At 69.1% G+C, this 14419-nt stretch carries 9 protein-coding genes and 1 riboswitch; of the genes, 6 read left to right on the top strand and 3 right to left on the bottom strand.

All coding sequences use genetic code 11. The annotated features are described in order from the left end of the window. The first annotated feature begins 12 nt into the window (after nt 1-12). Nucleotides 13-120: riboswitch (TPP riboswitch) on the top strand. The 4 genes from thiC to ACFQRE_RS00300 all read left to right on the top strand — a co-directional run bounded on the left by thiC (nt 118) and on the right by ACFQRE_RS00300 (nt 4799). Then, nucleotides 118-1902: a phosphomethylpyrimidine synthase ThiC gene (gene thiC, locus ACFQRE_RS00315; protein ID WP_380117603.1), complete on the top strand. Its 1785-nt coding sequence runs from the start codon at nt 118-120 to the stop codon at nt 1900-1902. (Overlaps the previous riboswitch by 3 nt.) Further along, complete coding sequence (locus ACFQRE_RS00310; RefSeq protein ID WP_380117601.1) at nt 1899-3308, top strand: MFS transporter; 1410 nt, start codon at nt 1899-1901, stop codon at nt 3306-3308. The genes thiC and ACFQRE_RS00310 overlap by 4 nt, the downstream gene beginning before the upstream one ends. After that, nucleotides 3301-4137 (top strand): hydroxyethylthiazole kinase, encoded by an 837-nt coding sequence (locus ACFQRE_RS00305; RefSeq protein ID WP_380117599.1) that lies wholly within the window; start codon nt 3301-3303, stop codon nt 4135-4137. Before ACFQRE_RS00310 ends, ACFQRE_RS00305 begins: the two co-directional genes overlap by 8 nt. Next, on the top strand, nt 4128-4799 hold the full coding sequence (locus ACFQRE_RS00300; protein ID WP_380117597.1) for a thiamine phosphate synthase: 672 nt from the start codon (nt 4128-4130) through the stop codon (nt 4797-4799). Before ACFQRE_RS00305 ends, ACFQRE_RS00300 begins: the two co-directional genes overlap by 10 nt. A gap of 63 nt (nt 4800-4862) precedes the next feature. Here ACFQRE_RS00300 and ACFQRE_RS00295 read toward each other — a convergent pair whose 3' ends face one another. Further along, the gene (locus ACFQRE_RS00295) at nt 4863-6260 is read right to left on the bottom strand and encodes an HNH endonuclease signature motif containing protein (protein ID WP_380117596.1); all 1398 of its coding nucleotides are present in this window, start codon (nt 6258-6260) and stop codon (nt 4863-4865) included. A gap of 214 nt (nt 6261-6474) precedes the next feature. Beyond that, nucleotides 6475-10170 (bottom strand): heterodisulfide reductase-related iron-sulfur binding cluster, encoded by a 3696-nt coding sequence (locus ACFQRE_RS00290; protein ID WP_380117594.1) that lies wholly within the window; start codon nt 10168-10170, stop codon nt 6475-6477. Between the two features lie 239 nt (nt 10171-10409). On the opposite strand from ACFQRE_RS00290, the gene cysK reads away from it, so the two are divergent. Further along, nucleotides 10410-11348: a cysteine synthase A gene (gene cysK, locus ACFQRE_RS00285; RefSeq protein WP_380117592.1), complete on the top strand. Its 939-nt coding sequence runs from the start codon at nt 10410-10412 to the stop codon at nt 11346-11348. Nucleotides 11349-11367: 19 nt separating this feature from the next. Continuing rightward, on the top strand, nt 11368-11976 hold the full coding sequence (gene cysE, locus ACFQRE_RS00280; RefSeq protein WP_380117590.1) for a serine O-acetyltransferase: 609 nt from the start codon (nt 11368-11370) through the stop codon (nt 11974-11976). Here the strand turns inward: cysE and ACFQRE_RS00275 are convergent. Further along, entirely contained in the window at nt 11969-14386 is a 2418-nt protein-coding gene (locus ACFQRE_RS00275) for a CHAT domain-containing protein (RefSeq protein WP_380117588.1), read from the bottom strand. The two genes, cysE and ACFQRE_RS00275, sit on opposite strands and share 8 nt — an antisense overlap. Nucleotides 14387-14419: the final 33 nt, after the last annotated feature.

Below are 14419 nucleotides of genomic sequence, written 5' to 3'. Positions count from 1 at the left end.
GACGCTACGGTGGGCGCACCCCACGGGGGCCCGAGCACGGGCTGAGATCGGACTGATGCTGTCCGGACCGTCTGAACCTGTCCGGATCATGCCGGCGAAGGAAGAGGAGGCGCCTCCGTGCGTACCCATCACCCGTCCGAAGTCCACCCGCAGCATCGCGTGACCACCGTCGGCGATGGCGACATCGTCGTCCCCGTGACGGCGATCAGCCTGGCCGCCAGCCCGGACGGCAGCCCGAACGAGGACGTTCTCGTCTATCGCACGGCCGGCCCGGGTGGCGACCCCGAGGTGGGGCTGCCCTCGGCTCGCGCCGAGTGGATCGCGGCGCGCGGTGACGTCGAGACGTATGACGGGAGGCCGCGCGACCTCGCTGACGACGGGCGTGCCGCGATGCGTCGTGGTGAGGCGAGCAGCCTCTGGCGGGGCGAGGTGAGGGCGCCACTGCGATCTTCAGACGGGGCGAACGTCACCCAGATGCACTACGCACGGCGGGGCGAGATCACCGCGGAGATGCGGTTCGTCGCGCTGCGTGAGGGCTGCAGCGTCGAGCTGGTCCGCGACGAGGTGGCGTCCGGCCGCGCCATCATCCCGGCCAACATCAACCACCCCGAGTCCGAGCCGATGATCATCGGGCGGGCGTTCCTCACGAAGATCAACGCCAACATCGGCAACTCGGCCGTGACCTCCTCGATCGCGCAGGAGGTCGACAAGCTCACCTGGGCCACGCGCTGGGGTGCCGACACCGTCATGGATCTGTCCACCGGCGACGACATCCACACGACCCGTGAGTGGATCATCCGCAACAGCCCCGTGCCCATCGGCACCGTGCCGATCTACCAGGCGCTCGAGAAGGTCGACGGTGAGGCATCTGCTCTCACGTGGGATGTGTTCCGGGACACCGTGATCGAGCAGTGTGAGCAGGGCGTGGACTACATGACGATCCACGCGGGGGTGCGGCTGGCGTTCGTGCCACTGACTGCCGACCGGGTCACCGGGATCGTGTCGCGCGGTGGGTCGATCATGGCCGGTTGGTGCCTGGCGCACCACGAGGAGTCGTTCCTCTACACGCACTTCGACGAGCTGTGCGAGATCTTCGCGCGCTACGACGTGGCCTTCAGCCTGGGCGACGGGCTGCGTCCCGGGTCGATCGCCGACGCCAACGACGAGGCCCAGCTGGCCGAGCTGCGCACTCTTGGCGAGCTGACCCAGCGGGCGTGGGCGCACGACGTGCAGGTCATGGTCGAGGGGCCCGGTCACGTCCCGCTGCACCTCGTCAAGGAGAACGTCGACCTCGAGCAGGACTGGTGCCACGGCGCGCCGTTCTACACGCTCGGGCCGCTCGTCACCGACATCGCGCCGGGCTACGACCACATCACCTCGGCGATCGGCGCGGCGACGATCGCGCAGCATGGAACGGCCATGCTCTGCTATGTCACACCCAAAGAGCACCTCGGTCTGCCCAACCGTGATGACGTCAAGACCGGCGTGATCACCTACAAGATCGCCGCCCATGCCGCAGACCTCGCCAAGGGTCACCCGGGAGCGCGCGTGCGTGATGACGCGCTGAGCAAGGCCCGGTTCGAGTTCCGTTGGCACGACCAGTTCGCCTTGTCCCTGGACCCGGAGACGGCGATGGCGTTCCACGACGAGACGCTGCCTGCCGAGCCCGCCAAGACGGCGCACTTCTGCTCGATGTGCGGCCCCAAGTTCTGTTCGATGCGCATCAGCCAGGACATTCGTGACGCGTATGGTTCCGCGGCCCAGCAACGCGAGGTCGTGGAGCAGGGCATGGCGGAGAAGTCACGCCAGTTCGTCGAGCTCGGGTCGAGTGTCTACCTGCCCGAAGGTCCTCACAGCGTCGAGAGCGTCGAGAGCGTCGAGAGCGTCGAGGTGGCGCGGTGAGCACGGCGACGTTGCCCCCTGAAGGGCGGGCGGCGGTCCGGGCTGGTGTCATCGGCAACTACGTCGACCAGTTCAACATCTTCCTGCCCGTCGTCGCCCTCGCACCCGCTCTGGCGACGCTCGCGGGACCGCACGCCGGGGTGACCGGTGGCGCCCTCGTCATCGTGGCGACTCTCCTCGGCCGCCCGGTGGGATCGATGATCTTCGGCCGCGTCTCCGACCGTCTCGGTCGCACAGCCACGACGAAGATCGCCATCGCGGGAACAGCGGCCACCAGCTTTGCGATCGCCGCAGTTCCCGACCACGGCTCCATCGGTGCGTGGGCGATCACCGTCGTCATCGCGCTGAGGTTCGTTGCCGGGGCCTTCCTCGCTGGTGAGTACACCTCGGCCATCCCGCTCGCCATGGAGTGGTCGCGGCCTCGCCGTCGCGGACTGGTGTCCGGGCTGATCATGTCGATGGCGCCCTCGGCTCAGGCGACCATCGCCTTCGCCACGGCCGGTCTCATCGCCGTGTTGGGACTGCCCGCCTACGCGGCGTGGGGCTGGCGCGTCACCTTTGTCATCGGTGGCGCGGCGAGTCTGGCGCTGCTGGCCTACTACTCGTCGAAGGTGACCGACGCCCCCGACGTCGTGCGCGGTCGCGAGGTGGCCAGGGTGGTCGACAACACGAGGTCCTGTGGTCTGCGAGGTGTCCTCGGTGGTACCCACGCCGGGGCGTTCTGGCAGGTGTTCGGGCTCATGACCGGCCTGTGGCTCATGACCAACATGGTCGTCATCGTCCTCGCCGGGCGGCTCGCTCGTGAACTGGGACTCACCGGTGGTGAGGTGGGCGTCGTCATGGGTGTCGCGGCCATCGCCCAGGCGGTCGTCATGGCCGTCACCGGTCACGTGTCGAGCCTGCTGGGCCGTCGCCGGTTCTTCGTCATCTGGGGCGGGGTGGCCGCAGTGGCCGCGCCAGTGCTGTGGATGGGCACCATCGCCACCCAGGTCATCCCCGTCATCGTGGGCACCGCCCTCCTCCAGATTCTCACCGTCTGTGGCTACGGACCGGTGGGCGCCTACCTGTGCGAACGCTTCCCGGCACACGTCCGCTCAACCGGCTACGGAACGGCATACTCGCTGTCCATCGTCGGGCCTGCGCTCTGGCCGTTCTGGCTGCCGCAGCTCGAGCGCCTTCTCGGTCACAACGGGTCCGTCATGGCCGTCCTCGTCACGGGTGGACTGTTTGTTGCCGGGTGGGGTGCCGTCGGGCCACGGCTGTCACCCGAGGATCTCGACCTACCGGCTGAGGCGGGGGCCCGCGAGCCGTACCCGGAGTCCACGACAGGTCCGGACTCTCACGCTGCGGTGCCGGAGGAGGGAACGAACCCCGCGAAGCCCGTGACCATCGGCGTCGGTGGCTGAGGCGCTGCGGGCCGAGATCGCCGGGTCAGTGGCGGCCGTCCGTTCGCAGCTGCCCCTCGTCCTCGGAATCTCCGGTACAGCGACCCAGGGGCTCGTCGCGGACGGGCTCCTGGCTGCCGGTGCCAGACCGATGCTCACGGCGACGCCGGATGAGTCCCCCACGTTGGCGAGCGCGGCCCGTGCCCTCCTCGTCAACGTCGGATCGCTCGCCAGTGACGCCCGGGCCAGCGCAGTGCCCACGGCTCGGGCAGCGGCGGCACACGGCATCCCGTGGGTGCTTGACCCGGCCGCGATCGGGCTGGCTCCTGTACGGACTCCTCTGGCTGCCGAGCTCCTTGCGCTCGGGCCAGACGCCGTGCGAGGAAACGCCTCTGAGGTACTGACCCTGCACCTTGGGTCGGAAGCCGGGCAGAGCGGTCGTGGCGCGGACAGCACGGTCGGCCCGGACACAGCCGTCGACTCCGCCCGTGACCTGGCGGTGGCGCAGGGCTGCATCGTCGCTGTCTCTGGCCAGGTGGATGCCATCACCGACGGTGACGTTCTGGTGCGAGTGGCGAACGGGCATCCGTGGCTCGCGCAGGTCAGCGGGACCGGGTGCCTCTTGGGTGCGCTCACGGCGGCACACCTCGGCGTGCGGACTGGTCCGGGCGCCGCCCGGGTCAGTCCGTTCGGAGCGGTCGTCGCGGCGACGGCCCTGCTGACGGTTGCCGCTGAGCGGGCGGTGGCTTCGGCGAAGGGGCCGGGGAGTTTCCGCATCGGCCTCCTCGATGCGCTCAATGCCGTGAGCGCCGATGAGGTGGCAACCCGGGTGAGGCTGACATGGGGCTGATGTCGGAGTCGATCGACTGGCGGCTCCACGTGGTGACGTCCGGATCCGGGGCCGCGACCGTGACCGCAGCAGCCGGAGCCGCGCGGGCTGGCGCCGGCATCGTCCAGGTCCGCGCCAAGGAGCTCCTGGCGGCGGATCTTCTCGAGCTCGTATGCCGTGTCGCCGACGCCGTTGCCGCCGTCACCTCCCGCACGAAGGTCATCGTCAACGACCGGGTTGATGTCGCGGACGCAGCGCGCCGACGGGGTGCGCGGGTCCATGGCGTGCACCTCGGTCAGCGGGACCTCCCGGTGGAGCACGCGCGGGCCGTCCTCGGGCCGGACGTGCTCATCGGATTGACCGCGGGCACGCCCGAGCTCGTTGCTGAAGCGGAAGCGCGTCGGGGGCCGGGCAGGCCGGACTACCTCGGCGGCGGGCCCTTCCGTCCGACTCCCACGAAGGACGTTGGCCGACCACCGATTGGCTTGGCTGGCTATCCCGTACTCGCCGGGCTGACCTCGCTCCCTCTGATCGCCATCGGTGACGTGCAGCTGGGTGACGTCGGTGATCTGGCTGCGACCGGTGTGGCCGGGGTTGCGGTCGTACGTGCCGTGATGACTGCGCCCGACCCGGGTGCTGTTGCTGCGCTTTGTCTGGACGCATGGGATACCGGGGTGCGCTGACCGCTGGCGGGCGACAGCCCTCTGACCCCGTCACCGTGGTGGTATCCGGGTCTGGGGGCGGTGTCATGATCGGTGCCAGAGGTCGGGGTCGCCGGAAGCTCGGCGGTGTTGGTGGTCGCTGTGGCCGGGTGCCGTTGTTGTTCCCGTGCGGCCTTGGGCGGAGTCGAGTCGGGAGAGGGCGTGGTCGTAGGCGCCGCGGGTGCGGTCCCAGACGACGTGTTGGCGTCCTTGGTGGTCGGGTTCGATCCATCCGTGGTAGCGCTGGGTGTGCACGATCGTGTGGTGTCTTTGGCAGAGCAGGGCGGCGTTGGTGAGGTTGGAGGGTCCGCCGTCGGCCCAGTGGATGAGGTGGTGGGCGTCGGTCCATGCGGCGGGGGCGTCGCAGCCTGGGTAGGTGCAGTGCCGGTCGCGTAGCCAGAGGTGTTTGATCTGGGCGGGGGTGAAGAACCGTTCGGCTGTGCCGAGGTCGACGGCTTCGCCGCAGGAGTTGAGCATGGTGGGGATGATCGTGGCGTCACAGGCCCATTTGCGCACGGTGTCGGGGGTGACGAGTTCGCCGGTGGTCAGGCCGCCGAGCAGGGATCCGGCTCCGGCGCGGGCTTGGAGGTCTTGCAGGCTGATCTGGACGAAGATCTGCGCCTTGGTGGATGACCAGGTTGTGTCTCCGGCTTTTTGGGCGCGGCCGATGAGGGCGAGCAGGGCGTGGGCTCGGCGCAGGTCGTGGGGGCGCAGGTCGGGTTCGGCGGGTCCGTGCTCGTCGGCGGGGGTGGGGGTGGGTGCGGACAGGGGTCCGATCGCGGCTTCCAGGCTTGCGCGTCCCTCGCGGGTGATCCGTAGGACGTATTCCCACAGTCCCGGGGCGATCTCCTTGCCCAGGGTCAGGGACTCGCCCTTCGTCGCGCGGTCTTCGGTGTCGTCGAACTCGCCGTCGAGGCCGTGGCGGGACAGGAGTTCGTCGCGTAGGCGGCGGATGGTGCGGGCGTCGTGGCGTTCGCCCAACGTCATGTACGCGTGCCAGATGGTGTCGATGGCGTCGGGGTTCAGGTGGGGTTTGAGCAGGCGCATTTCTTTGAGGATGACGTGGGCGGTCGCGATGCTGACCCGACCGGTGACGACAGCGTCGCGCAGGATCGTGTGGCGGGGCTCCTGGCACGCTTGCGCGACGGTTGCGACCTGTCCGGCGCCGGCTTGGGCGTAGCGGCGGTGGTGCTGGGCGACCCATTCGCGGGCGTTGACCGGTGGGGTGGTCGTTGCGGGTTCGCCCCGGTCCAACGCGTTGATGGTGATGGCGGCTTCGGCGCCTTCGGCGACGGCAGAGAGTTCACCCAACACCTCGAGGCCTTTGGCCAGTTCCGCCCCGGTGGCTTGCCACAGCACGGCAGGTAACGCGGCTGCGGCTTCTTGGGCAGCACGCAACCGGTCCACGCAGTCCGCGTAGCTCAGCACCGGTGCCGTTGTCATGGAAGGAACGCTACGGACCACGACTGACAGCCATCGAGGGCTGAATTGGGCTGCGCTGCAACACTATTCGGTTGACTGCATGCTGACCGTCACGCCTGTCACAACAGACCCCGTGGGTTGCGCCTCACCCGGGAAGATCCGGTATGAAACTGGATGGAAATTCATTGAGCCCCGCCGACAGTCATGTCGGCGGGGCTCATCAGGGCGGGGCTGCTCAGTCCCAGGGGTCGGGGGCGTTGAGCAGTTCGTCCGCGTTGGCGGGCTTGGCAGGCGTGGACGCCTCGGGCGCAGCCGACTTCTCCTCGGCTTCGTCGCTCGACGGGACCTTTGTCGCGGCATCGTCGGCGGCGTCGGGCGTGGCAGCCTTGGATTCGTTGCTCTCGTGGGGCTCGGGACCTTCGAGATCAGGGCTGGCTTCTGACTCTGGATTCGCGAGTTCCTGACTGGACTCGACGCTGTCTTCGGGCTCAGCCGCTGTCTCGGGCCCCTCGGTGGACTCAGTCGTCGCCAACTCGTCGTCTGTGTGGGCTGCTTCGGTGGCCGCATCCGTCGTCACGGCGGAACGCTCGGACAGTGTGTCGACCTCGTCCCACGGGTCGGGTGCGGAGAGCACGTCGTCCGCAACAGGCAATGTCGACTCGCTCGATGCAGATTCGGTCGGCACTGGCGTCGCCGTGTCGTCCGAAACCTCCTCGGTCACCGCCGCCTCCTCAGCGACCGGCGCTGCGGCTGGTGCCTCGACGGGTGCGGTTGCTTCCTTGCCGGCTGGCGCTGCGGGGGTTGCTTCGGCGGGCTCGTCCCAGGGGTCGAGGTCGTCGGTCGCTGCCGGTGCGGCGGGCTCCTCTGCGGCGGCTGACGGCTCCTCTGTTGGGGGTGCGTCGACAGGTGCCGTTGCTTCCGCGGCGGGCACTGCCGGAGTTGCTGCCGTGGGCTCGTCCCACGGGTCTGCCTCGGGCGCGGGAGCAGCAGCAGCCTCGGCGGGCTTGGTCTCGCCCTCGGCTGCGGGTGCCGCAGTCGCGGGCTCGTCCCACGGGTCGCCTTCAGTGGCAGGTGTAGCTGGGCCTTCGGCGGCGGGTGCTGCGGTTGCAGGCTCGTCCCACGGGTCTGCCTCGGGCGCGGGAGCAGCGGCAGCCTCGGTGGGCTTGGTCTCGGCCTCGGCCTCGGCGGCGGGTGCTGCGGTTGCAGGCTCGTCCCACGGGTCGGCTTCAGCCGGAGCAGCGGCAACCTCGGCGGGCTTGGTCTCGGCCTCGGCCTCGGCTGCGGGTGCCGCAGTCGTAGGCTCGTCCCACGGGTCGCCTTCAGTGGCAGGTTCAGCTGGGGCTTCGGTGGGCTTGGCTTCGGCGGCGGGTGCTGCGGTTGCGGGCTCGTCCCACGGGTCGGATCCGACAGACGAAGCTTCCGCCGGGTTTGCTTCACCATCTGAAGCAAAGGCACTTTCCTGGGCGGTACCCGTTGAGGCCTCGTCGGCTGCGGGTTCAGATCCAGCGACAGCCGCAGTTCCGGCGGCGCCGGCGCCAGCCGCAGCGGCGCCGGCGGCGGGCGCGGTAGGTGACTCTGCGGCATACGCGGCAGATTCGGAGGCGACCGAAGCGGCAGCCGCCTCGTCCACGGAACCGGACTCACCATCGGAATCCTGCCCACGGCGCACGGCCGCCAGCAGCATCTGGGCGACGTCGACGACCTCGACGTCTTCCCCGATGCCTTCGGCCTGCTTGGACGTCAGACCGTCGGAGATCATGACGCGGCAGAACGGGCAGCCGATGGCGATGCGCTCGGCACCGGTCGCGAGAGCCTCTTCGGTGCGGTTCATGTTGATGCGACCGCCGAGCTTCTCCTCCATCCACATGCGGGCACCACCGGCGCCACAGCAGAACGACTTCTCCTTGGAGCGCTCCATCTCGCGCAGCTCGACACCGGGGAGGGCGCCGAGGAGTTCACGCGGCGGGGCGTAGACGTTGTTGTGACGGCCGAGGTAGCACGGGTCGTGATAGGTCACGGTCGCGGCCGTCGACGCAGCGTTCTTGGCCGACGAGAAGCCAGGCGCATCGGCAGGACGAGCCACGGGCACGAGCTTCTTGTCCCGGACCAACCGGTTCAACAGCTGCGTGTGGTGGACGACCTCGAACTTGCCTCCGAGGTCGGGGTACTCGTTCTTGATGGTGTTGAAGCAGTGGGCGCAGGTCACGACGATCTTCTGGACGCCCATCTCGCCGAACGTCTCGATGTTCTGCTGGGCGAGCATCGAGAAGAGGATCTCGTTGCCCGCGCGGCGGGCCGAGTCGCCGGTGCAGGTCTCGCCATCGCCCAGGACGGCGAAGGTCACGCCAGCCGTGTCGAGCAGCTCGGCCACAGCGCGGGTGGTCTTCTTGGCGCGGTCCTCATAGGCGCCGGCGCAACCCACCCAGAAGAGGTAGTCGACCTCTTCGGCGGACTCGATGTCCTTGCCGAGGATCTTCACCTCGAACGGCAGGTCCTTGGCCCAGTCGAGGCGGGCGCGCGAGCCCATGCCCCACGGGTTGCCCTTGGACTCGAGGTTCTTGAAGAGGCCACCGAGCTCGGACGGGAACGCCGACTCGATGAGGGTCTGGTAGCGGCGCATGTCCACGATCGCGTCCACGTGCTCGATGTCGACGGGGCACTGCTCGACGCAGGCGCCACAGGTGGTGCACGACCAGAGCACGTCCAGGTCGATGACGGCGTCCGGACCATGCGGGTTGTATGCCGTGAGGGGGTTCCTGATGTCGTAGCCCGTCTCGCCGACGAGGGGAACTTCCGCGAGTGCCGTCGTGGTTGCGGGGAGTGACGCGCGCGTCTCCTCGGACGCGAGCAGCCACGGCGACTTTGCGTTGGCGTGGTCGCGCAGCGTCATCATGAGCAGCTTGGGGGAGAGCGGCTTGTCGGTGTTCCAGGCCGGGCACTGCGACTGGCAGCGACCGCACTCGGTGCAGGTGGAGAAGTCGAGCAGGCCCTTCCAGGTGAAGTCCTCGATCTTGCCGACGCCCAGCACGGGTTCGGCAGCAGACTCGTCCTCGTTCTCCGACGCGGCTTCCATGGCCTCCATCGAGAAGGGCTGGCCGTCACCCATGGTCATCGGCTTGAGGTTGCCCAGAGCGGTGCGACCTGACGACTCGCGCTTGAACCAGATGTTGGGGAAGGCAAGGAACCGGTGCCACGCGACCCCCATCGTCGGGGTGAGCGAGATGGTGATCATCCACGCGAACGAGATGATGATCTTGATCGTCGCGACGATGACGATGACCGTCTCGATGCCGTCGGCGGAGAGACCGGAGAAGATCCCGGACAGCCACCCGGTGAGCGGGAAGTGCAGCGCCAGACCCTCGCCCGGCTGCTCGAGCGTGGTCAGTGCAGCCTCGAGGACCCGCAGGGCCAGGATGCAGAGCGTGACGCCGAGGATCGTGAACTCGACGTAGTAGGCCTGCCACCAGGTCGACCCGAAGAAGCGCGAACGCCGCCCGTCGTCGCCGCCCGCCGAGCGCGGGTGCTTGAGCTGGCGGATGGCGATGAGCACGACGATGCCGACGAGTCCGGTCCACGCGAAGAACTCGGTCACCCACTCATAGGGCGCGAAGTGGCCGATGATCGGCAGCTGCCAGTCGGGCTGGATGAGCTGGCCGAACGCGGTGACGAGCGTCCCGAAGAGCAACATGAACGACAGGGCCGTGAACCAGTGAGCGACCGCAACGACAGGCAGACGTGACATCCGGGTGTGGCCGAGGAACTCCTTGGCCAGCGTCCAGGAGCGCGCCAGCGGTGCATCCGTGCGGCGCGGATCCGCCTGTCCCACACGGTAGAGCGCCACGAAACGCCCGATCTGTCGGAAGAGCAGAGCCCACCCGACGAGCATCAGCGGGAAACAGATGGCGGAGGCGACGATCTGGAGCGCGGACATGGCGGCAACTCTACTGACGGCTAAGCGCGCGCATACCGTTCAGTGACCCCTCTCGCAGCGGTTGTGTCGCGACTCACGAGGCGCTGCGCGAGCCGCTGAAGTGCTCGTTCGACAGCTGCGCATTTTCGCCGGCGACGAGCGGCCCCACCCATTGCTTGTGCTGATTGATAACTCAATGTTTGAATAGTCATAAGTGCGGCCCTGCTGGGGCGGCCCCCCGATACCGACACGGAGAACTCATGCCCATCCTTGACGACGTCACCCAGGCAGTCGGCAACACGCCCCTCGTGCGCATCAACCGGATCATCGACACCGGTGACTCGGGCACGACCGTGGCCGCGAAGCTCGAGTTCTACAGCCCGGCCAGCTCGGTCAAGGACCGCATCGGTGTCGCGATCGTCGACGCTGCCGAGGCGTCGGGCGAGCTTCCCCCGGGCGGCACCATCGTCGAAGCCACCTCGGGCAACACCGGCATCGCCCTGGCGATGGTCGGCGCGGCCCGCGGCTACAAGGTCGTACTCGCGATGCCCGAGTCGATGTCGAAGGAGCGCCGCGCCCTGCTGCGGGCCTACGGCGCAGAGCTGATCCTCACCGACCCGTCCACGGGTATGAAGGGCGCCGTCGCCAAGGCCGACGAGATCGTCGCCGAGCGTGAAGGCGCTGTCCTCGCCCGTCAGTTCGCCAACGAGGCCAACCCGGCGATCCACCGCAAGACGACCGCCGAGGAGATCTGGCGCGACACCGACGGCAAGGTCGACATCGTCATCGCCGGCATCGGCACCGGCGGCACGATCACCGGCGTCGGCCAGGTCCTCAAGGAGCGCAAGCCCGACGTCCAGATCATCGCCGTCGAGCCCGAGGAGTCCGCGATCCTCAACGGCGGCACCCCCGGCCCGCACAAGATCCAGGGCATCGGCGCCAACTTCGTCCCCGAGATCCTCGACACGAGCGTCTATGACGAGGTCATCGACATCAACGCCGGCACTGCAGTCGAGTGGGCGCGCAAGGCCGCGACCCAGGAGGGCCTCCTCGTCGGCATCTCGTCCGGTGCCGCCCTCGCCGCCGCGAACCAGGTGGCCACGCGCCCCGAGAATGCGGGCAAGACCATCGTCGTCATCATCCCGAGCTTCGGCGAGCGCTACCTCTCGACGATCCTCTTCGAGGGACTCGTTGACTGACCTTCCGAAGCTTTCGAGTATGCCGTTCGCTCGCCTCCGGTCCCGCGTCCAGCGGGCCGCGGCGAGCGTTCGGGAGGACGTCGACGCCGCGATCGCCCGCGATCCGGCTGCGGCGTCCCGCTCGGACCTCGTTCTGAATTCGCCTGGCCTGCACGCGATCTGGTCATACCGGCTCGCTCACAAGCTCTGGAAGCGTGAGCACCTCAAGCCCGTCGCACGCAGCCTGTCGACCGTGACTCGGGCGGTCACCGGCGTCGAGATCCACCCCGGGGCGACCATCGGCAAGCGTTTCTTCATCGACCATGGCATGGGTGTCGTCATCGGCGAGACGGCTGAGGTCGGCAACGACGTCATGCTCTATCACGGGGTCACACTGGGCGGTCGTTCGCTGGCCAAGATCAAGCGCCACCCCACCGTAGGGAACCGCGTCACGATTGGCGCCGGCGCTCGCATCCTCGGACCCATCGAGGTCGGCGACGACGTGCAGATCGGCGCCAACTCCGTTGTGGTCAAGGACATCCCGGACGGAGCCATCGCCACGGGCATCCCCGCCGTCATCCGCTTCCCGCACCATCCGGGCGAGGACCCCTACGAGGCGTTGTTCAACGAGCCCGCCCTCTTCATCTGATCGACCACGTGTTGCCGTAGGCGCAGAACGCCTCTGCGCCAGCGACATTCGCCGCTGTCTGCTGCAGCGCCGTCGCCACGTCCGTGCCGGCCGCGAGCCGCTGGTGCAGGTCGGTCATCGACGCGGCTGCGACGTCGTCGGGCACGGGGTTCGTCGCGGCCACCACGGTCTGCACGCCGAGGCTGAGGAGCGCAGCGGCCAGCCCGAGGGGCTCGTCGCCGACGCGTCCGCGGCTTCGGCCCACGTCGCAGGCCGAAAGGATGACCAGTTCCGCGGCGAGCGGGGCCGTCAGTTCGTGGGCGAAGACGGGCCCGTCGCCCATGTCGAGGCTGGAGAACAGAGGGCTCTGGTCGACGTGGTGTCCGTGCGCCGCAAGGTGCACGACACTCGCGGAGGCGAGCGAGGTGCGCACGTCTGCGCTGCCGGCATACGCCGTATTGGTGGTTCCGGAAGCTGTTCGCGTATGCCGCCCCCACGCCTTTTCGACACCGCTCACCTCCTCGTGGGCCCGGTGGAGGCCCGGCCCGGCGAGGGCGACGACGTCGGGGACACGGACGGCGGTGGTGCTGCGGCGTGCCCACGCGGTGACCGACGGTGCTGCGATGACCGCGACGTCCGCGAGCGAGGGCAGCGCCCGCCACGGGATCGAGGCGAGGCCGACCGTCGGCACGATGACGACGGGTCGGTCGAGCTCGAGACCGGCCAGAAGCATCTCGTCGACCCGAACCAAGGAGGATGCGCGGGCCCTGGCGAGGAAGGTGGCCATCGACGGGCGAGCCAGCGCGACGGCCCGCCCATCGGCGACGGCCCGACTGGTCGCGGCAGCCACGTCCACCGCTGGACCGATGACGCTCTGGTGGACCCTCTCGCCCACGACCAGTCGCACGACCGTCCCGCGTACCTCGTGAAACGTCACGACGGTGACTCGGCGTCGGTTCACGAGGGCGTGCGTGTCGATGAGGGTCATGGCCTGGACGTCGGCGTCGGCGCGGGGGCCGGCCGTCCGTCGGAGGCGTTCGGAGATCTTGCCCTGGAGCCGGATGACCTCGAAGGAGGTGCCCTGTGTGTCACCGGCCGCGACGTCGCTCGCGCCCGGTCGGCGCCGCAACTGGCGAAGTCGCCCGACCAGCTCGGCCACTTCGGGATCGTCGGGCGGGCGGATGGGGGCCGACCGCAACGACGCGGCGCGCCACCGCTCGGTGGCGTCGAAGAGTTCCTCCAGGGAACCCGAGTCGGTGGCGATCGCCACGTCCGCGTCGCGGATGCGGGCCGCGTGAAGGGCCAGCCCGGCCCGCATCTCGTGGCTGTGGACGGAGCCCTGGTCGCGGGCCAACCTCTGGGCCGCCGCCGAGAGCAGGGACGCGGCGCGGTCGCGGTCACCGTCCGCTGTGGCGATGCGCGCCGCGAGCAGCTGCTCGTGGAGGAAGACTCCGAGAGGCACGGACGTCGTGCCCGCGAGGCTGGACACTTCGCGTCGAGCCGTCTCGAGGTCGTGCCTCGCAAAAGCGATCTCGGCGCGGATGCGGGTGCCGAGTCGTTCGTTGGGCAGGACCGGGACCGGAGTCGACCAGCGCTCCGCGACGGAGGCGGCCCGAGTGAGGTTGCGCCCCAAACCGATGTCGATCGCTGCGCCAAGGAGCTCGGCCTCGTCCGCGCGACTGGCCGCGTGCTTCGTCCGGAAGGTTCGGGCGGCGCGCCCTGCCCAGGAGCGTGCCTGACTCAGCTCTCCACGCAGGAGGGCCGCCCGGGCGAGGTCGAGCTGGATCTCGCCGCGTTCGATGGGCTGCTGGTCGTGGCGGGCCGCGTCCAAACCACGGGTGAGCACCAGTTCGGCGTCGTCGACCAGTCCCGCGTCCAGCAGCACCTTGCCGTGGTCCAGGTGGCCGCGCGCGCTCGTGATGCCGACGTCCATCTCGGCTGCTTCGCCGATGAGGCGCAGCGCGCCGGGGATGTCTCCGGCGAGATAGGCGAGGCAGCCGAGGTTGTGCCGTGCCTTGAACTCCTCCATGGGCAGGGAGTGCGCCACGGCCAGGGCCACCGCAGCCTCCAGATCCTCACGGCCGCGGTCGAGGTGGTGGAGCGAGACATGTGCCAACCCTCGGTTGATCAACGTCGCGCACTGCTCGTGCGGGGCCAGTTCGTGAAGGTGGGGCTCGACCTGGGCGAGGTCCGTCAGGGCGGCGCCCCAGTTCGACGCCATGACGTTGATCGCCCCGGCCTGGATGTGGGCAATGGCCCCGAGCACCGTCGGGGCTTTCCCCTCCAGCATCCGGTGGACGTCATCGAGCACGGCCAACCCCGCTTCAGGGCCATCGATGCCGAAGCGCGACATGGCCCGAGTGATGTGGATCCTGGCGCGCAGGGGCAGCACCTCCGAGGTGTCCAGCCACTCCGCGTCGGGGCTCTCCAACGCCGCCAGGGCACGGGTCAGGGCAGCATCGGC

It is taken from the genome of Knoellia pratensis (assembly GCF_042666395.1).
Lineage (GTDB): Bacteria > Actinomycetota > Actinomycetes > Actinomycetales > Dermatophilaceae > Knoellia > Knoellia pratensis.
This window is presented reverse-complemented; position numbering and strand designations above follow the sequence as displayed.